Source organism: Caulobacter sp. GW821-FHT09A05 (assembly GCF_059418465.1).
This window is the reverse complement of the sequence record NZ_JBWKPX010000011.1, coordinates 115576-132287: the sequence shown is the minus strand read 5'-3', so window position 1 is coordinate 132287 and position 16712 is coordinate 115576. Positions and strand designations below refer to the sequence as shown.

Here is a 16712-nt window from a genome sequence, read left to right as displayed (position 1 = left end):
CATGCCGCAAGACACGATCCCGAACCCGATCCTGCGGGGCTTCAATCCCGACCCGTCGATCGTCCGCGTCGGCGAGGACTACTACATCGCCACCTCGACGTTCGAGTGGTTCCCGGGCGTGCAGATCCACCATTCGCGCGACCTGGCCAACTGGCGGCTGCTGACCCGGCCCCTGACCCGGCCCAGCCAGCTGAACATGCTGGGCGCGCCCGACGGCTGCGGGGTCTGGGCCCCGTGCCTGACGCACGCCGACGGCCGGTTCTGGCTGATCTACACCGACGTCAAGCGCTATGGTCGTACCACCGTCGGCGGGGCCTCGGGCGCGTCCCTGCGCGACTTTCACAACTACCTGGTCACCGCCGACGACATCGAGGGACCCTGGTCGGACCCGGTGTTTCTCAACAGCAGCGGCTTCGACCCCTCGCTGTTCCATGACGACGACGGTCGCAAGTGGCTGCTGAACCAGCTGTGGGATCACCGGCCGGGCCGAAACCGCTTCGCCGGCATCGTCGCCCAGGAATATGACCCGGTCGCCCAGGCGCTGATCGGGCGGCGCAAGACCATCTTCCCCGGCACGTCGCTGGGCCTGACCGAGGCGCCGCACCTCTACAGGCGGGACGGCTGGTACCACCTGGTCACCGCCGAGGGCGGCACGGGGTTCGGCCACGCGGTGACCATGGCCCGGTCGCGGACTCTGGAAGGCCCCTACGAGCTCCACCCCGACGGTCCGGTGCTGACCGCCCGCGACCGGCCGCACGCGCCGCTGCAGCGGGCGGGCCACGCGGATCTGGTCGAGACGCCCGACGGCCGGACCTGGATGGCCTATCTGTGCGGTCGGCCCTTGCCCAATCGCGGCCGCTGCGTGCTGGGCCGCGAGACGGCGATCCAGCCGATGACCTGGGGCGACGACGGCTGGCTGCGCACCCGCGACGGCTCCGGCGATCCCGAGCTGGCCCCGCCGTCGCCAGGCCTGCCGCTCGCGCCCTGGCCCGCCGCGTCCGACTGGGAGGACTTCGACGCGCCCGACCTGCCGATCGACTTCCAGTGGCTGCGCTCGCCGTTTCCCGACGAGCTGTTCAGCCTCGCGGCCCGTCCGGGCTGGCTGCGCCTGTACGGCCGCGAGACGATCGGCAGCCATTACCGCCAGGCCCTGGTCGCCCGCCGCCAGCAGGCGTTCTGCTATTCCGCCCGCACGGTGCTGGACTTCGCGCCCCAGCACTTCCAACAGGCCGCGGGGCTGGCCTGCTACTACGGGGCCAGCAAGTTCCACTACCTGTTCGTGTCGCGCGACGACGAGCACGGCCGCCACATCCAGGTGATGTCGGCCCTGCCCGACAGCCCCCAGGCCGACGCCTTCACCGCCCCGATCCCGCTGCCCGACGGGGGGCTGGTCCACCTGCGGGTCGAGGTTGATTTCGAGCGCCTGCGCTTCGCCTTCAGCCTGGACGGCCAGGCCTGGACCTGGCTGCCCCAGGTGTTCGACGCCTCGATCCTGTCGGACGAAGCCACGGCGCCCGGCGCCCCCAACTTCACCGGCGCCTTCGTCGGCATGGCCTGCCAGGACCTGTCGGGCGCGGGCCTGGCGGCGGATTTCGACGGGTTCGGCTATGTGGAGCGGGGGTATCAGGCGAGCGTGGGGTGAAACCCCCTCAGTCGCTTCGCGACAGCTCCCCCAGAGCGGGAGCATCCGCACGGCGTAGATCCACCCCCTCTGGGGGAGGCGGCCCGAAGGGCCGGAGGGGGCTTACGGCGCAGAGAGATGTTGCCAAGTCGCGCGACGCGTCGGACTAACGCGCCCATGACCAAGCCCACCATCCTCGTCGCCGCCGCCGCCCTGATCGATGTCGACGGCCGCGTGCTGATCTGCCAACGGCCGCGGGGCAAGCAGCTGGCCGGTCTGTGGGAGTTTCCCGGCGGCAAGGTCGAGCCCGGCGAGACGCCCGAACAGTGCCTGATCCGCGAGCTTCACGAGGAGCTGGACATCAAGGTCGCCCAGGCCTGCCTGGCCCCGTTCGTTTTTGCGTCCCACGGTTACGAGTCCTTTCACCTACTCATGCCACTCTACCTGCTGCGGCGCTGGGAGGGACTGGTGACCGCCAAGGAGCACGAGGCGCTGAAATGGGTGAAGCCGGACCAGTTGGCGGACTATCCGATGCCGCCGGCCGACCTGCCGTTGATCGCCTGGCTGCGCGATCTGCTCTGATCCGGTTCTGGTCGAGGTTCCGGAACGACCAGCGCGGCGCCACGGCCGTCGAGGTCGGCGTGATTGTCGCGCTGATCACCGTGGTGCTGATGGGCGCCCTGGGTCTGGTCGGCGAGTCGATGAAGGCCAGCTTCACCAAGGTCAACACCACGATCCAGGCGGCCATCGCCGCAGGCTGACGGGCGGCCCCGGGACCTTATGCCGCACCGCGCTGGCGGGTGGCGCCAGGCCCTAACCTCCGGCCTTGTCGCCGGCCGATTGCTCCACGGAACCCAGCGCGTCCGCCAGCCGCATCTTGGCCGAGCCGGGGCGCAACGGCTTTTGCTGGCGCTCGTGCGGCGCCCAGCCCGTCACCGTGATGATCTCGAACGTGGCCGGCACGCGGCCGTCGGGTTCGGCGAACCGCTGCTGGTAGATCTCCATGGCCCGCAGCAGCACCTGGCGACCCAGCGGCTTGCGCGAGCGGTCGATCAGCACGCTGGTCTCGCCCATGGCCCGCAGGTCCTTGAGCAGGGCGATCGGATGAGCGTAGCGCACCTTGACCCGGTCCTTGTCGGCCACGGGCAGGGCGAAGCCGGCGCGTTGCAGCAGGCCGGCGGCGTCGACCGTGTCGGCGAACGGCGAGACGCGCGGGAAGGCGCCGCCGGTAATCTCGTCCTCGGCGGCCAGAAGGGCCTGGCGCAGTTCGGTCAGGGTGGCCCCGCCGAACAGGGCGCCGACGAACAGGCCGTCGGGCTTGAGGGCGCGGCGGACCTGGATCAGGGCCCCGACCAGGTCGTTGGTCCAGTGAAGGGACAGGGTCGAGACGAGAAGGTCGATGGTCGCGTCGCCGAACGGCAGGCGTTCCTCGTCGGCGACGATCCGCGTCCCCGCCCGGCCCGCCAGCATTCGCGCCGACAGGTCGGTCTCGACCAGCAGGCCGATCTTGGCGCGGGCGTCGCTGTTGGCCAGGGCCCGCGAGAAAGCGCCGTTTCGGCTTCCGAGATCGACGGCCACGGGAAACTCCCGCAGGATCGCCTCCAGGCGCAGCACGGCGTCCTCGGCGGCGCGGGCCTTCAGGAAGCCGGCGGCGTCGAAGCCAGGGGCGGCGCGGTCGAGGCGGGCGCGCAGCAGGGCGCGGTCGAAGAGCAGGGGAGCGACGGTCATGTCCGCGCAAGATGGGCCTTCCGGCGCGCCATGGAAACCTTTTGCGAAACCGCCGGCGCGCGTCACGGCGTTCGCCCAGGGGCTGTTGGACTTGATCCTGCCGCCGCGCGCCTTCGACGGCGGGGCCGCCCTGAGCTCGGGCCTATCCGCCGACGCCTGGAGCCGCATCACCTTCCTGGACGGCCCGGTCTGCGACGGCTGCGGCGCGCCGTTCGCCTACGACGCCGGCGAGGTTCGCTGCGCCTTGTGTCAGGCCAAGCCCCGCGCCTTCGCCCGTGCGCGGGCCGCCTGCCTCTATGACGAGCACTCGCGCGACCTGATCCTCAAGCTCAAGCACGCCGACCGCACCGACCTGTCGGGCCTGTTCGCCCGCTGGCTGTCGCGTTGCGCCGTCGACCTGCTGGAGGAGGCCGACGCCGTGGTCCCCGTGCCGATGCACCGTTCGCGCCTGCGCAAGCGGCGCTACAACCAGGCCGCAGAGATCGCCCGGCCCCTGTGCGCCATGGTCGGACGGACCTATCTGCCCGACACCCTGGTCCGCAAACGCGACACCGACAGTCAGGGCGGCAAGTCGGCGGACGGCCGCCGCCGCAACGTCGCGGCCGCCTTCGCCGTGCCCGAACCGCGCCGCCATCGGGTGATCGGCCGCAAGGTGCTGCTGGTCGATGACGTCCTGACCACCGGGGCCACCGCCGAGGGCTGCGCCCGGGCCCTGCTGGCGGCCGGCGCGACGCAGGTGATGCTTGCCGTCGTCGCACGCGTTACAGAAATGCAAGCACGTCCTATATGAGGACGGGCACGATCTCTGTTACGGATTTCCCATGGCCAAGGTCACCATCTACACCCGCCCGTTCTGCGGCTACTGCGCCCGGGCCCTGAAGCTGCTCAACGACAAGGGCGCCGATTTCACGGAGATCGAGGCGGGCATGGACCCGGCGCTGCGCAAGGAGATGATGGACCGCTCGGGCCGCGCCACCTTCCCGCAGATCTTCATCGGCGACCAGCACATCGGCGGCTGCGACGACATGATGGCGCTCGAGCGCGAGGGCAAGCTGGACCCGCTGCTGGCCGCATGACGAGTCCCCAAGCGCCTCTCCGAGTCGGCCTGGTCCAGACCCGCACCCCCGCCACTCACGCCGCGGCTCTGGCGCATGTCGCGCCGCTGGTGCGCCAGGCGGCGGAGCAGGGAGCCCAGTTCATCCTGACGCCCGAGGGCGTCAACGTGCTGCAGAAGGATCGCGCCAAGCTCCTGCCGACCCTGGTCTCGCTGGAGGACGATCCGGTGGTGCGCGGTCTGCGCGACCTGGCGCGCGAACTTTCCGTCTGGATCGACGTCGGCTCGGCCCTGGTCCGGCGCGAGGACGGCAAGGCCGCGAACCGGCAGGCGGTGATCGACCCGGCCGGCGCGATCGTGGCGACCTACGACAAGCTGCACATGTTCGACGTCGACCTGCCAACCGGCGAGACGGCGCGGGAATCGGCGACCTATGAGCCCGGGGACCGCGCGGCCGTGGTCGAGACCCCCCTGGGAACCTTCGGCCTGACCATCTGCTACGACATGCGCTTCCCGGCCCTGCACCGCGCCCTGGCGCTGGGCGGGGCCCAGGTCCTGACCGTCCCCGCCGCCTTCACCCGGCCCACCGGCGAGGCGCACTGGGACATCCTGCTGCGGGCCCGGGCCATCGAGACCGGCTCGTTCGTGATCGCCGCGGCCCAGGGCGGCTTCCACGAGGACGGCCGCGGCACCTGGGGCCGCTCGATCGCCATCGGACCATGGGGCGAGGTGATCGGAAAGCTTGACCATGACGAACCGGGCGTGTTGATCGCCGACCTCGACCTCGCGGCCGTCGACAAGGCCCGCGCGGCGATCCCGGCCCTCAAGAACGCCCGTGAATTCGCGGGTCCGTGACCCCATATACCGAAGATGATCAAGTACGCGCTCAGCTGCGACCATGACCACGCCTTCGAAGGCTGGTTCGGCTCGTCGTCAGACTATGACGACCAGGCCGCGCGCGGGCTGCTGGAATGCCCGCTGTGCGGCTCCAAGGCGGTGCGCAAGCAGATCATGGCCCCCGCCGTCGCCGGGACCAAGGCCCAGAAGGCCGCGCCCGAGCCCACCGCCGCCATGCGCGAGATGATGATGACCGCCATGGGCGAGGTCCGCCGCCAGGTCGAGGAGAACTTCGACTATGTCGGCGACCGCTTCGCCAAGGAGGCGCGCGACATCCACGACGGCAAGTCCGAGGAGCGCGGCATCTACGGCGAGGCTTCGCCCAAGGAGGTCAAGGCGCTGATCAAGGACGGCGTCAGGATCGCCCCGCTGCCGCCGGCCGCGCCGAAGAAGACCGAGGTGAACTGAGGACGGCGGCGCGGCTACCGGCCAGGGTTTCGGCCCCGACCATGTCGCGTTTCGAAAGCAGGTTCCGAGCTCTGCGCGCGACCTTGCTCGGAAGTCCATGCATTCTGATTCAGCTCGACGCTGCTGCGTCTATGCCGATGGCTCTTGGATAGGCGCGAGGCCCGAACCAATGTTCTCAGATCACGAAGTTGCCGCTGAAGTCCTCAGCCTTATGCAGAAAATTGCCGAGTAGCTGAACACCTCGCTCGTTCAGCTCCAGGGGCGGATTCCGGAGGAAGAGTGGAGAGCTTAAAGGTACGGCGTCGGGGCCATCAGAAGTAAGATGCTTGGCGCGGTTACCTATCACATAGGTGAACGGTATCCGGACCTTCATCGGAAGCTTTATGGTGAGTGACTCTATCTGCTGAAAGTCAGCTTGCTTACGCCGCAGGTGCACCAGCTTCCGACCGAATGAGCCCGGCGACATCGTATTACGAGCCCTGGATCGGGCTTGGATTGTGACGGCCATACAGCTCAAAGAACCAGAAAGGCGTAGCGGCGAGTTCAGCTTCCACGCTTGGGATGGTCTCGAACGACGCCAGCCAGTCCAGGAACGTGGCTTCGTCAAAATGCTCCTTCACGCCAAACAGCGCCGCTTGGCGATTGGCCTCTGGAATGAAGTCCAGCCGACGGCATTCTCCCGTTTCACCATCGTGGTAGTCACCGGATAGGCAATGGGACCAGTCCCAATCGATGCGGGGGTAGTCGGACTGGTCGAATTTGGAAGGTTGCCGCACGGTTCCGGTCAGCACGGGGTGAGCGCCCAGCAGCCAACTCATGACCTGTGCGCGCCAGCGTGGTTCGGCGATGGCCAGGACCGATCGTAACCAAGGCACCACCTCATCCGCGCGAAGATATTTGAGGCAGAGGAACATCGAGGCCGACAGCGGACCATTGGCGTCGCTCCAGCACCAAAGCCCCAAACGGGGAATAAAGTAGCGATCCAGGCAAACCTCGACGTCAAGCTCGCCATTGGGCCAGCACGCGGCGTCCATCTGGCATTGGCCGAGCGTGTTCAGAACGTCTTCTCGAAAGCCTGCATAGGGACCCTCTTCAAGGCCTGCGGGATATTGGGTGAAGAGCGCCGTGATCGTGACTTCAAGTAAGGACACGTAGTCTCGTTGATGGATGCGAGGGACTAGGCGCGGCAAAAGATACAGAAACCAGTCGCGCCATTCATCCAGCGATCCGAAACTGACGGAGCCGCTCGCAATCTCTTCCAGAACATGACGAAGTTCAGCCACGGGCAAGGTGTCTAGATCGCCAAACAGTTCATCGAACATGCGGCGCTTTTCGCCCATGAACCAGGCCTCACCCATTGGAAGGGCAGGACGAGGAATAGCCTCCCGCAGGCGAGCCAGGGCGACGGGGTCAGAACCCCGCCCCGGAATCCATTCGAAAGGCCTAGGTGGGCGGGCGTTCATGGAGCGGACCATTTCAACGGGGTCAGAACGCGACCATGGTCCGGTCGCGTTGCGCATTGGTGAAGGGCCAAAACCACCCTTTTCGGGCAACCTCATCCGTCCGCTTTCAAGCCAATGCCAGCAACGATCGGAGCCTGTCGCACGGTTGCTGACGACCGCGAGGGGAAGCGAGCGCCATCCCTAAGCCGTCGCCATCCCCCTCAGCACCTTGTCCAGGGTCAGCGGATAGTCGCGGATCCGCACGCCGCAGGCGTTGTAGACGGCGTTGGCCACGGCCGCGCCGACGCCGCAGATGCCCAGCTCGCCCACGCCCTTGGCCTTCATCGGCGAGGACTTGTCGTCGACCTCGTCGAGGAAGAACACGTCCTGGTGCGGGATGTCGGCATGGACCGGCACCTGGTACTCGGCCATGTCGTGGTTGACGAAATAGCCGAAGCCCGGATCGACCACGGCCTCCTCCATCAGCGCCGCGCCGACGCCCATGGTCATGGCCCCGATCACCTGGCTGCGGGCCGACTTGGGATTGAGGATACGGCCGGCCGCGAAGGCGCCGCTCATCCGCCGCACGCGGATCTCGCCGGTGTCGGCGTCCACGCCCACCTCGGCGAAGTGGGCGCCGAAGGTCGACTGGACGTACTGCTCGCCCAGGTCGCCGAACTCGATGCTGTCCTCCGCCGACAGGCCGGCCGGACCGGCGATGCGGGCCAGGGACAGGCTCTTGCGCCCGGCCTTGACCTTGCCGTTCTCGAACACCGCCGTCGCCGGATCCAGGCCCGCCTTCAGCGCCACCGCCTCGCGCAGCTTGGCGCAGGCGGCGTAGACCCCGGAGGTCGAGCTGTTTCCGCCCCACTGGCCGCCCGAGCCGGCCGAGACCGGGAACCGGGAGTCGCCCAGCAACACCACGACCTTGGCGAGCGGCACGCCCATCATCTCCGCCGCCGTCTGGGCGATGATCGTGTAGCTGCCGGTGCCGATGTCGGTCATGTCGGTGGCCACCGTCACCACGCCCTTGCCGTCGACCCCGACCCGGGCGCCGGACTTCATGGTCAGGTTGTTGCGGAAGGCCGCGGCCACGCCCATCCCGACCAGCCAGCGGCCGTCACGGACCTGGCCGGGCGTCGGATCGCGCCGGTCCCAGCCGAAGCGCTCGGCGCCGATCCTCAGGCAGCCGACCAGGTCGCGGTGCGAAAAGGGGCGCTCGGGCCCGGCCTCGGGGTCGAACTGCACGTCGTTGCGGATGCGCAGCTCGACGGGGTCCAGCTTCAGCCGCTCGGCCAGCTCGTCCATGGCGACCTCGAGGGCCAGCATGCCGGGCGCCTCGCCGGGCGCGCGCATGGCGTTGCCCTCGGGCAGGTCCAGCACCGCCAGGCGGTGGGCGGTCATCCGGTCCTTGCCGGCATAGAGCAGCCGGGTCTGGTTGGCCGCCGTCTCCGGTCCGCCGCCGGGCAGGTCGCCGGACCAGCTCTCGTGGCCGATGGCCAGGATCCTGCCGTCGCGGTCGGCGCCGATGCGGATCCGCTGGATGGTCGCGGGGCGGTGGGTGGTGTTGTTGAACACCTGCGGCCGGGCCAGGGCCACCTTGACCGGTCGCCCGCCGATCGCCCGCGAGCCGAGGGCGGCCATCACCGCGTCGCTGCGCACCCACAGCTTCCCGCCGAATCCGCCGCCGATATAGGGCGACATCACGTGGATGTTGTCCTTGGGGATCAGCAGGGTCTCGCTCATGTCGCGGACCGCCCAGTTGATCATCTGGTTGGAGGTCCACAGGGTCAGCTGGTCGCCGGTCCAGGCGGCGATGGTGGCGTGCGGCTCCATCATCGCGTGGCACTGGTCGGGCGTGGTGTAGGTCTGGTCCAGCCTGACCGGCGCCCTGGCGAACCCCTTGGCGAAGTCGCCGGTGGCGGTGTCGGTCGGGGAGAAGTCGTCCTTGGGCTTGACCGCCGAGGCCTTGGCGGCGGCCAGGTCGTAGCGGCCCTTGGCCTTGGTGTAGTCGACCCGGATCAGTTTCGAGGCCGAGCGGGCCTGTTCGAAGGTCTCGGCCACCACCACGGCGACGGCCTGGTCGAAATGCTGCACCTCGGGGCCGGCCAGCAGCCGGGCGGTGATCGCCTTGGCCTTGCCCAGCTTGCCGGCGTTCTCGTAGGTGACCACGGCCAGGACGCCGGGGGCGCGGCGGGCGGCCGAGGCGTCGATCCGGTCGATCCGGCCCTTGGCGATCGCCGCGCCCAGGATGTAGCCGTAGGCGGCGTTGGGCGCGACGTCGTGGCGCTCGTAGGCGTAGGGCGCCTTGCCGGTGGTCTTGAGCTTGCCGTCGATGCGGTCGTGCGGCTGGCCGATCACCTTCAGGCGGTCGATCGGATTGGTCGTGGCGGGCGTGTCGAACTTCATCGGATCAGGCCTTCGCCGAGGTGAAGACGGCGTCGAGCGTCCGCTCGACCAGCAGGGTCTTGAAGGCGTTCTGCGGGGTGGTCCTGGCCCCGTCCAGCACCGCCCCGGCCACGGCCCGCGCGCCCTGGCCGATCCGCTGCTCGGCGGCCTCGACCCGCCAGGGCTTGTGGGCCAGTCCGCCGAACGCCAGCCGGCCGGTTCCGTCGGGTTGCAGCACCGCCGCCACCGAGACCAGGGCGAAGGCGTACGACGCCCGGTCGCGGACCTTGCGGTAGACGTGGGTCCCGCCCAGCGGCCGAGGCAGGGTCACCGCCGTGATCAGTTCGCCGGGCGCCAGGGTCGTCTCGACGTGCGGCGTCGCGCCCGGCAGGGTGTGGAAATCGGCGATCGGGATGGCGCGTTTGGCCCCGTCGGCGGTCACCGTCTCCACCTCCGCGTCCAGCGCCCGCATCGCCACGGCCATGTCGCTGGGATGGGTGGCGATGCAGTGCTCGCTGGTCCCGACGATCGCCAGGTTGCGGTTGAAGCCGCCGATCGCCGAGCAGCCGGCGCCGGGCTCGCGTTTGTTGCAGGGCTTGGTGGTGTCGTAGAAGTACGGGCACCGCGTCCGCTGCAGCAGATTGCCGGCGGTGGTGGCCTTGTTGCGCAGCTGACCCGAGGCGCCGGCCAGCAGGGCCCGGCTCAGCACGCCGTAGTCCCGGCGCACCCGCGCGTCGGCGGCCAGGTCGGTGTTGCGCACCAGGGCCCCGATCCGCAGGCCGCCGTCCGGCGTGGCCTCGATCCGGTCCAGGCCCAGGCGGTTGACGTCGATCAGATGCCGCGGCGTCTCGATCTGCAGCTTCATCAGGTCCAGCAGGTTGGTGCCGCCGGCGATGAACTTGGCCCCCGGCGTGCGCGCCGCCGCGGCGGCGGCCTCGGCGGGCGTCGCGGCCCGTTCGTAGGTGAAGGCCTTCATGCCTTGCCTCCCGCGCCTTGACCGGCGACCTCGCGGATGGCGTCGATGATGTTGGAATAGGCCCCGCAGCGGCAGATGTTGCCGCTCATCCGCTCGCGCAGCTCGTCGATGCTGGGTTCGGGACTGGCCTCGAGGCTGGCGCTGACATGGCTGGGGATCCCGGCCTTGATCTCGCCCAGCACCGCCACGGCCGAACAGATCTGGCCCGGCGTGCAGTAGCCGCACTGGTAGCCGTCATGCCGGACGAAGGCGGCCTGCATCGGGTGCAGGCGGTCGGGCGTTCCCAGGCCCTCGATCGTGGTAATGTCGTCGTCGTCGTGCATGACGGCCAGGCTCAGGCAGCTGTTGATCCGCCGGCCGTCGACGAGGACCGTGCAGGCCCCGCACTGGCCGTGGTCGCAGCCCTTCTTCGTGCCGGTCAGCTTCCAGTGCTCGCGCAGGGCGTCCAGCAGGGTGGTGCGGTTGTCGAGGTCCAGCCGGTGGGTCTTGCCATTGACCTTCAGCGTCACCGGCGAGGCCGGGGGCGGGCCTTCGGCCATGGCGGTCTCCTGGGCCGAGAGGGCGCCGCCCGCCAGCGTCGCCGTGGCGACCCCGGCCGCCAGCACGCCTCGGCGCGACACCGGAAAGAGTTCCTGCCTGTCCATGCTGTCCCTCGCGCGCTGTCCCGCTCAAAATGCGCGAGATGGGGGGAAGGATGCGAAGGGGCGAGCCCGACGACGCGGTTAAGCGGGATCGGGCAACAAATCTGTGGGGATCAGGCAAGAAGGGGGCGCCGACCGTGTCGGCGCCCCCTTCGCTTCCCGTGAGGTCCGGCCCGAGGGCCGAAGCCGTCGCCTAGTAGCGGCGATACTCGTAGTGGCAGTTCTTCTTCTTGGAATTCTTCTTGGCGATCTGGTTGCCGGCGACCGCGCCGACCACGCCGCCCAGCACCGCGCCCTCGGTCTTGGCGCCGTTGCCGGCGACCACGGCGCCCAGGGTGCCGCCCGACAGGGCGCCGATCACGGTGCCCTTGTTGCGCGCGCTCTTGGTGCTCTTGCACACCCAGACCTTGTGCGTGCGGGTCTGGGCTTCGGCCGCGGTGACCGCGACGGTGGAGGCCGTGAAGCCGAGAGCGACGACGACGGCGAGAGTCTTGAGTTGGGCGCGCATGGCGAGCTCCGTTCTTTGTTTGTGATCCTTGAGCGCAATGAACGCTCAAGCTCGGATTGGGTTCGATGATTGTCGGCAATCCGACCTGAACGGGGGATGAAGCGGCGCCGACCACGCCGTTCATCCCCGCTCATCGGCTAGAGCCTTTTAGCCTCACATGGATCATGTGAGGCGTCTAAAAAGGCTCTAAATCAAACATTTAGAGCGTGGCGGGCGCCGAAACCGCTCACACTTTCGGCTGCCACGCTCTAGCCCTGGACGCGATAGCGGCCCTGGCTGTCGGGGCAGACGCGGACGTAGCGGGTCTCGACGCGGCCGTTGTAGTCGGTGTCGGCCGGGGCCAGCCGGCAGCGCCTGGAATAGTTGCTGTAGTCGGCGCCGGAGCTGGCGCGGTAGCGGCGGCTTTCGCGATAGGCGACGGTTTCGTCACGGGTCCAGTACTGGCCGTTGGCGTCGCAGCGGTTCTTGGCCGAGGCGTTGCCGATGCTGGCGCCGACGCCGGCCCCGACCAGGGCGCCCAGCACCGTGCCTTCCGGCTTGGCGTTGCGGGCGGCCAGGTTCGAGCCGGCCACGGCGCCGACCAGGGCCCCGATCACCCCGCCGGCGGTGGCGTTCCTCTTGGCGTCGATGCGGCACGGCGCGTTGTACGAGACGTCGTCGCCGTAGCGGCCGGCGTAGGGCGCGGCGTAGCGGGTGGCGTAGTCCGGATAGCGGCGATCATAGGCCCCCGAGCCGTAGCGGCGGTCGTAGTCTGAGCGAGCCCGCTCGTACTCGGCCCGGTCGCGGTCGTACTGGGCCCGCTGGCTCATATAGTCGCTGCTGTCGGCGCCGTAGACCTGGCCGCTGGTGCTGAAGCGCCGCGCCTGGTCGGGATAGCGCCGGTCATAGGCGCCGTAGCCGTTGCGGCGGTCGTAGTCGCGGCGGGTGTCCTCATAGACCTGGCGGTCGTGGTCGAAGGCCGTCTGGTCGCGGTAATAGTCCGAGTTCCCGGAATAGCGGGCGTCGTCGAAGCGCGTGGCGTACTGCGGATAGCGGCGGTCATAGGCGCCGGCCCCGTAGCGGCGATCGTAGTCGGCCTTGTCGCTCAGGTACTTGGCGCGGTCGCGGTCGTAGTCGCGCTGCTGCTGCTGGTAGTCGGCGTTCTGGGCGTCATAGACGGCGCGCTGGTCGCCATAGGCTTCCAGGCGCTGCTGGTAGGCGGCGTCCGCCGACTGGGCGAAGGCAGGCGCGACCGTGCTCAGGGCGACGGCCGAGGCCATCAGCCACACGGTGGTTCTCGAGGTCATGGTAGCACTCCGTTCCGGCGAACGGATCGACGTCCGGCCCCCGAACGGGCCGTCAATCCTAATGGGATGTCCCTTGTAGATAGAAGGCGTGGCGGCGGTGCAGGTTCCGTCAGGCGGCTGAGGCGGCCACGGCGCTTTTGATGTCGGTGCGCTTAAAGTCGTCGCCTTTGTAGAGCAGGATCCCGTCGCCATGGGTCTTGGCGAGCGCGTAGGCGAAGCAGTCGCCCAGATTCAACGCGGCCGGCGTGCGTCGGCCATATCGCGCGAAGGCGTCCGCCGCCGCCCGTGTCTGTTCGACATCGATGCCGACGATCTCGATTCCGAACGCGCGGACCAACGCCTCGGCCTGCTCTCGTCCGGCAGGGCCGCTCAGGCCGTAGGCGCGAACCAGGACTTCCCAGAAGTTGATCGCGGACATCGCCTTGCCGGGCGCGGCCTTCAAGGCGGCCTTGAAAACCTCCTGCTCCGGCTCGCCCAGGAGGATCGCGACGATCGCCGACGCATCGACGATCATCATTTCGGGAGACCGTCCTCGTCATAGAGATCGTCGTCGGTCAACAATGGACCTGTCCGAGGGAGCGCTTGGAAACGTCGCACGATCGCGTCGATTTCCGCGTCTCGGTCAGCGGCGGCGCTGCGTCTTGAAGCCCGCTCGCGTTCGAGTGTTTCCCGTACGGCCGCCTCGACGGCTTCGGTCAAGCCCGCGCCGCGCAGCCGCGCCAGTTCACGGATGTTCTCCACGACCTCGGCGTTACGGATCTGGATGGGGCCGGGCTTTGTCATGATGCAGTGGAGATTATCATGATAGACGGGCCCGGTCACCGTGGGACGTCAATCCCGCGTCACCGTCATCATGTAGTTGATGTCGACGTCGGCCGAGCGGCTCCAGCGGCCGGTCAGCGGGTTGTAGGCCACGCCGAACGGGCCGTGCGTCGTCACCGGTTCGCCGGCCAGGAAGGCGCGCAGCTCGTCGGGCTTGAGGAACTGCTTCCAGTCGTGGGTGCCGGGCGGCACCCAGCGCAGCACGTATTCGGCGCCGATCTTGGCCAGGGCCAGGGCCTTGAGCGTGCGGTTCAGGGTGGCGACGATCATCAGGCCGCCGGGAGCGAGCAAGCGCGAACAGGTTCGAAGAAATTCTCCTGGATCGGCCACGTGCTCGATCACCTCCATGGTCAGGACCACGTCGAACGGTCCCGCGCCCTCGGCCAGCAGCTGTTCGGCGGTGGCCGGGCGATAGCCGATCTCCAGCCCCTGTTCGGCGGCGTGGGCGGCGGCGGTCTTGATGTTGTTCTCCGAGGCGTCGATCGCGGTGACGGTGAAGCCCAGCCGCGCCATCGGCTCGCTCAGCAGGCCGCCACCGCAGCCGACGTCCAGCAGCTTCAGGCCCTCGAACGGCGTGCGGGCGTTGCCGTCGCGGTCGAACCGCGCCAGGGCCTGCTCGCGGATGAAGCCCAGCCGGCAGGGGTTGAACACGTGCAGCGGCGCGAACTTGCCATGCGGATCCCACCACTCCGCGGCGATGGCCGAGAACCGCGCCACGTCGGCGGGGTCGATGCTCCAGGAGGGGGGGGCGGGGGCGTCGGCGGGCTGGCTCATGGGCTTCATGTAGCAACGACGCGGCGACCGGCACAGGGCGCGGCGCCACACTCGACGAAAAAGACACCCGCGCGACATTGCCGTTGCGCGCCCGCGCCGCTAGAAGACCGCGGCTTGCGCGGCGGTGGCGGTTCGTCCGCCCTCGGCGCAAGAATTGACCTTAGGTTTTGACGGGGTAGGGCGTGTCACGTCTGGTGATGAAGTTCGGCGGCACCTCGGTGGCCGACCTGGAGCGCATCCGCCGGGTGGCGCGCCTGGTCGCGGCCGAAGTGGCCACCGGCAAGCAGGTGGCGGTGGTCGTCTCGGCCATGTCGGGCAAGACCAACGAGCTGGTGGCCTGGACCGACGGCTCGGGGCGCGCGGCGCAAGGGCTGCCGGAGTCGGACGACGAGTACGACGCCGTCGTGGCCTCGGGCGAACAGGTCACGGCCGGCCTGCTGGCCATGACCCTGCGCAACATGGGCCTGAACGCCCGCTCGTTCCTGGGCTGGCAGGTGCCGATCCTGACCGACGACGCCCACGGCCGGGCCCGCATCGAGGAGATCCCGCCGGCCAATCTGGAGGCCTGTTTCGCGGCCGGCCAGATCGCCGTGATCGCCGGCTTCCAGGGCGTGACCACCGACCAGCGCATCACCACCCTGGGACGGGGGGGCTCGGACACCAGCGCCGTGGCCATCGCCGCGGCCCTGAAGGGCGACTGCGACATCTATACCGACGTCGACGGCGTCTATACGACCGACCCTCGGATCGAGAGCAAGGCCAAGCGCCTGGCCAAGATCAGCTACGAGGAAATGCTGGAAATGGCCTCGCTGGGGGCCAAGGTGCTGCAGACCCGCTCGGTCGAGATGGCCATGGCCCATCGCGTCCCGGTGCGGGTGCTGTCGAGTTTCGTCGAGCCGGGCGAAGCCCCGGGCCAAGGTACGATCGTCTGCGACGAGGAAGAAATCATGGAAAAGCGCATCGTCTCGGGCGTCGCCTATAGCCGCGACGAAGCCAAGATCACCCTGCTGGGCCTGCCCGATCACCCGGGCGTGTCCTCGCAGATCTTCGGCCGGCTGGCCGAGGCCAACGTCAATGTCGACATGATCGTGCAGTCGCGCGCCCGCAGCGCCGACACCGCCAACATGGAGTTCACGGTCGGCAAGCGCGACGCCGTCCGCGCCGTCGAGATCGTCCGCGCCGCCCAGAAGGAGATCGGCTTCGAGGACGTCGCCATCAACGAGGACGTGGCCAAGGTGTCGGTGATCGGCGTGGGCATGCGGTCGCACGCCGGCGTGGCCCAGTCGATGTTCCAGGCCCTGGCCGAGAAGAACATCAACATCCAGGTCATCTCGACCTCGGAGATCAAGATCTCGGTCCTGATCGACGCAGCCTACACTGAGCTGGCCGTGCGCGCCCTGCACGCGGCCTACGGGCTGGATCAGCTGTAGAATTGAAGGCCGGAGGGGACGCCCCCTCCGTCGGCTTCGCCGCCACCTCCCCCGTTTCACGAGGGAGGAGAAGGATTCTCGCACCTCCCCCGCGTCGCGGGGGAGGTGGCGCGATGCGAATACGCATCGTGACGGAGGGGGCGTCCCTGAACGTTAGCAAAACGTCGCCTTCTGACGTTATGACGTCGAAACGTCATCCTCCAGGAGTCTCCATGTCGGTCTTCCATTTCGATCCCGAGAAGAAGTCCGTCACCTTCGAGGGCGAGGCCGGGCTGGAACTGCTGTACGACCTGCTGCTGCGCGCCAAGTTCGGCGACGGCTACGAGAAACCGCTGCTGGTCAGCCCGTGGCTGGCCTCGCTGCTGCGCAAGCTGGACAAGGCCCTGCCCGACGACGGCCAGTGGTTCCCCGAACAGCCCGGCCGGCCGATCTTCGATGAGGACGACCTGCTGGCCATGGGCGACGCGGTGATCGAGGAAGGTCACACCGTCGGCTGGTGGACCATGACCGAACCCGAGAAGCGGGCCTATCTGCGCGAGGTGATCGCCGCCCCGCATCCGCTGACGGACGCCGAGGTCGAGTTCATCGAGCGCGACATCGACGCGGCGGTCGAGCAGGCCAAGCAGCTGGTCGAGGCGATCAGTGCGCCGCTGGCCCTGCCGGGGCACGGCTGAGGGCTTCGTTCCGTCGGCGCCTTCCGTTCATATGTGAAACGTTTTTCTCTTTTGAAATTACCG

At 68.7% G+C, this 16712-nt stretch carries 19 protein-coding genes; 9 read left to right on the top strand and 10 right to left on the bottom strand.

All coding sequences use genetic code 11. The features are described from left to right. The first annotated feature begins 1 nt into the window (after window position 1). The 3 genes from AC07NX_RS12810 to AC07NX_RS12800 all read left to right on the top strand — a co-directional run bounded on the left by AC07NX_RS12810 (window position 2) and on the right by AC07NX_RS12800 (window position 2382). The gene (locus tag AC07NX_RS12810; protein ID WP_494642230.1) at window positions 2–1642 is read left to right on the top strand and encodes a glycoside hydrolase family 43 protein; all 1641 of its coding nucleotides are present in this window, start codon (window positions 2–4) and stop codon (window positions 1640–1642) included. Window positions 1643–1798: 156 nt separating this feature from the next. Continuing rightward, window positions 1799–2203, top strand: coding sequence for a (deoxy)nucleoside triphosphate pyrophosphohydrolase (locus AC07NX_RS12805; protein ID WP_494642229.1), 405 nt, complete (start codon window positions 1799–1801; stop codon window positions 2201–2203). Continuing rightward, window positions 2119–2382 carry a Flp family type IVb pilin gene (locus tag AC07NX_RS12800; RefSeq protein ID WP_494642228.1) on the top strand — a complete coding sequence of 88 codons (264 nt, stop codon included), beginning with the start codon at window positions 2119–2121 and terminating at the stop codon, window positions 2380–2382. The genes AC07NX_RS12805 and AC07NX_RS12800 overlap by 85 nt, the downstream gene beginning before the upstream one ends. 52 nt (window positions 2383–2434) lie before the next feature. On the opposite strand, the gene AC07NX_RS12795 is transcribed toward AC07NX_RS12800, so the two are convergent. Then, entirely contained in the window at window positions 2435–3349 is a 915-nt protein-coding gene (locus tag AC07NX_RS12795) for a methyltransferase domain-containing protein (protein WP_494642227.1), read from the bottom strand. An 85-nt stretch (window positions 3350–3434) separates the two neighbouring features. Here AC07NX_RS12795 and AC07NX_RS12790 point away from each other — a divergent pair, with 85 nt between their 5' ends. Genes AC07NX_RS12790 through AC07NX_RS12775 form a run of 4 tightly spaced genes read left to right on the top strand, consistent with a single transcriptional unit; the run spans window position 3435 to window position 5708 of the window. Continuing rightward, a complete protein-coding gene (locus tag AC07NX_RS12790) occupies window positions 3435–4139 on the top strand; it encodes a ComFC family protein (RefSeq protein ID WP_494642278.1) in 705 nt (234 codons plus the stop codon). 31 nt (window positions 4140–4170) lie between these two features. Then, complete coding sequence (gene grxC / locus AC07NX_RS12785) at window positions 4171–4425, top strand: glutaredoxin 3 (protein ID WP_494642226.1); 255 nt, start codon at window positions 4171–4173, stop codon at window positions 4423–4425. After that, window positions 4422–5258 (top strand): carbon-nitrogen hydrolase family protein, encoded by an 837-nt coding sequence (locus tag AC07NX_RS12780; protein WP_494642225.1) that lies wholly within the window; start codon window positions 4422–4424, stop codon window positions 5256–5258. The genes grxC and AC07NX_RS12780 overlap by 4 nt, the downstream gene beginning before the upstream one ends. Before the next feature lie 15 nt (window positions 5259–5273). Further along, window positions 5274–5708: a DUF1178 family protein gene (locus tag AC07NX_RS12775; protein ID WP_494642224.1), complete on the top strand. Its 435-nt coding sequence runs from the start codon at window positions 5274–5276 to the stop codon at window positions 5706–5708. A 470-nt stretch (window positions 5709–6178) separates the two neighbouring features. Here AC07NX_RS12775 and AC07NX_RS12770 read toward each other — a convergent pair whose 3' ends face one another. The 9 genes from AC07NX_RS12770 to ubiG form a co-directional block, all read right to left on the bottom strand. Then, the gene (locus AC07NX_RS12770; protein WP_494642222.1) at window positions 6179–7048 is read right to left on the bottom strand and encodes a hypothetical protein; all 870 of its coding nucleotides are present in this window, start codon (window positions 7046–7048) and stop codon (window positions 6179–6181) included. 303 nt (window positions 7049–7351) lie between these two features. Further along, complete coding sequence (gene paoC, locus AC07NX_RS12765) at window positions 7352–9559, bottom strand: aldehyde oxidoreductase molybdenum-binding subunit PaoC (protein WP_494642221.1); 2208 nt, start codon at window positions 9557–9559, stop codon at window positions 7352–7354. Window positions 9560–9563: 4 nt separating this feature from the next. Then, window positions 9564–10514, bottom strand: coding sequence for an FAD binding domain-containing protein (locus tag AC07NX_RS12760; protein WP_494642220.1), 951 nt, complete (start codon window positions 10512–10514; stop codon window positions 9564–9566). Continuing rightward, window positions 10511–11158, bottom strand: coding sequence for an aldehyde dehydrogenase iron-sulfur subunit PaoA (paoA, locus tag AC07NX_RS12755; RefSeq protein ID WP_494642219.1), 648 nt, complete (start codon window positions 11156–11158; stop codon window positions 10511–10513). Before paoA ends, AC07NX_RS12760 begins: the two co-directional genes overlap by 4 nt. A gap of 190 nt (window positions 11159–11348) precedes the next feature. After that, window positions 11349–11663: a glycine zipper 2TM domain-containing protein gene (locus tag AC07NX_RS12750; protein WP_494642218.1), complete on the bottom strand. Its 315-nt coding sequence runs from the start codon at window positions 11661–11663 to the stop codon at window positions 11349–11351. Window positions 11664–11911: 248 nt separating this feature from the next. Beyond that, window positions 11912–12949: a glycine zipper 2TM domain-containing protein gene (locus AC07NX_RS12745; RefSeq protein WP_494642217.1), complete on the bottom strand. Its 1038-nt coding sequence runs from the start codon at window positions 12947–12949 to the stop codon at window positions 11912–11914. Window positions 12950–13058: 109 nt separating this feature from the next. Beyond that, window positions 13059–13466, bottom strand: coding sequence for a type II toxin-antitoxin system VapC family toxin (locus AC07NX_RS12740; protein WP_494642216.1), 408 nt, complete (start codon window positions 13464–13466; stop codon window positions 13059–13061). Beyond that, entirely contained in the window at window positions 13463–13732 is a 270-nt protein-coding gene (locus AC07NX_RS12735) for a type II toxin-antitoxin system VapB family antitoxin (protein WP_051963825.1), read from the bottom strand. Before AC07NX_RS12735 ends, AC07NX_RS12740 begins: the two co-directional genes overlap by 4 nt. 48 nt (window positions 13733–13780) lie before the next feature. Further along, window positions 13781–14545 (bottom strand): bifunctional 2-polyprenyl-6-hydroxyphenol methylase/3-demethylubiquinol 3-O-methyltransferase UbiG, encoded by a 765-nt coding sequence (gene ubiG, locus AC07NX_RS12730; RefSeq protein WP_494642214.1) that lies wholly within the window; start codon window positions 14543–14545, stop codon window positions 13781–13783. A 182-nt stretch (window positions 14546–14727) separates the two neighbouring features. Between ubiG and AC07NX_RS12725 the strand changes: the two genes are divergently transcribed. Both AC07NX_RS12725 and AC07NX_RS12720 read left to right on the top strand, forming a co-directional pair. Next, entirely contained in the window at window positions 14728–15975 is a 1248-nt protein-coding gene (locus AC07NX_RS12725; RefSeq protein WP_494642213.1) for an aspartate kinase, read from the top strand. Window positions 15976–16187: 212 nt separating this feature from the next. Beyond that, window positions 16188–16649 (top strand): hypothetical protein, encoded by a 462-nt coding sequence (locus AC07NX_RS12720; protein WP_035072332.1) that lies wholly within the window; start codon window positions 16188–16190, stop codon window positions 16647–16649. Window positions 16650–16712: the final 63 nt, after the last annotated feature.

Bases quoted from the DNA above. Each gene is read 5' to 3' on its own strand.
- AC07NX_RS12750 (WP_494642218.1), bottom strand. From the start codon at position 11,663: ATGCGCGCCCAACTCAAGACTCTCGCCGTCGTCGTCGCTCTCGGCTTC.
- AC07NX_RS12745 (WP_494642217.1), bottom strand. From the start codon at position 12,949: ATGACCTCGAGAACCACCGTGTGGCTGATGGCCTCGGCCGTCGCCCTG.
- AC07NX_RS12735 (WP_051963825.1), bottom strand. From the start codon at position 13,732: ATGACAAAGCCCGGCCCCATCCAGATCCGTAACGCCGAGGTCGTGGAG.
- AC07NX_RS12720 (WP_035072332.1), top strand. From the start codon at position 16,188: ATGTCGGTCTTCCATTTCGATCCCGAGAAGAAGTCCGTCACCTTCGAG.
- AC07NX_RS12775 (WP_494642224.1), top strand. From the start codon at position 5,274: ATGATCAAGTACGCGCTCAGCTGCGACCATGACCACGCCTTCGAAGGC.
- paoA (WP_494642219.1), bottom strand. From the start codon at position 11,158: ATGGACAGGCAGGAACTCTTTCCGGTGTCGCGCCGAGGCGTGCTGGCG.
- paoC (WP_494642221.1), bottom strand. From the start codon at position 9,559: ATGAAGTTCGACACGCCCGCCACGACCAATCCGATCGACCGCCTGAAG.
- AC07NX_RS12760 (WP_494642220.1), bottom strand. From the start codon at position 10,514: ATGAAGGCCTTCACCTACGAACGGGCCGCGACGCCCGCCGAGGCCGCC.
- AC07NX_RS12740 (WP_494642216.1), bottom strand. From the start codon at position 13,466: ATGATGATCGTCGATGCGTCGGCGATCGTCGCGATCCTCCTGGGCGAG.
- AC07NX_RS12795 (WP_494642227.1), bottom strand. From the start codon at position 3,349: ATGACCGTCGCTCCCCTGCTCTTCGACCGCGCCCTGCTGCGCGCCCGC.
- AC07NX_RS12805 (WP_494642229.1), top strand. From the start codon at position 1,799: ATGACCAAGCCCACCATCCTCGTCGCCGCCGCCGCCCTGATCGATGTC.
- AC07NX_RS12780 (WP_494642225.1), top strand. From the start codon at position 4,422: ATGACGAGTCCCCAAGCGCCTCTCCGAGTCGGCCTGGTCCAGACCCGC.
- AC07NX_RS12770 (WP_494642222.1), bottom strand. From the start codon at position 7,048: ATGGGCGAAAAGCGCCGCATGTTCGATGAACTGTTTGGCGATCTAGAC.
- grxC (WP_494642226.1), top strand. From the start codon at position 4,171: ATGGCCAAGGTCACCATCTACACCCGCCCGTTCTGCGGCTACTGCGCC.
- ubiG (WP_494642214.1), bottom strand. From the start codon at position 14,545: ATGAGCCAGCCCGCCGACGCCCCCGCCCCCCCCTCCTGGAGCATCGAC.
- AC07NX_RS12810 (WP_494642230.1), top strand. From the start codon at position 2: ATGCCGCAAGACACGATCCCGAACCCGATCCTGCGGGGCTTCAATCCC.
- AC07NX_RS12800 (WP_494642228.1), top strand. From the start codon at position 2,119: ATGGGTGAAGCCGGACCAGTTGGCGGACTATCCGATGCCGCCGGCCGA.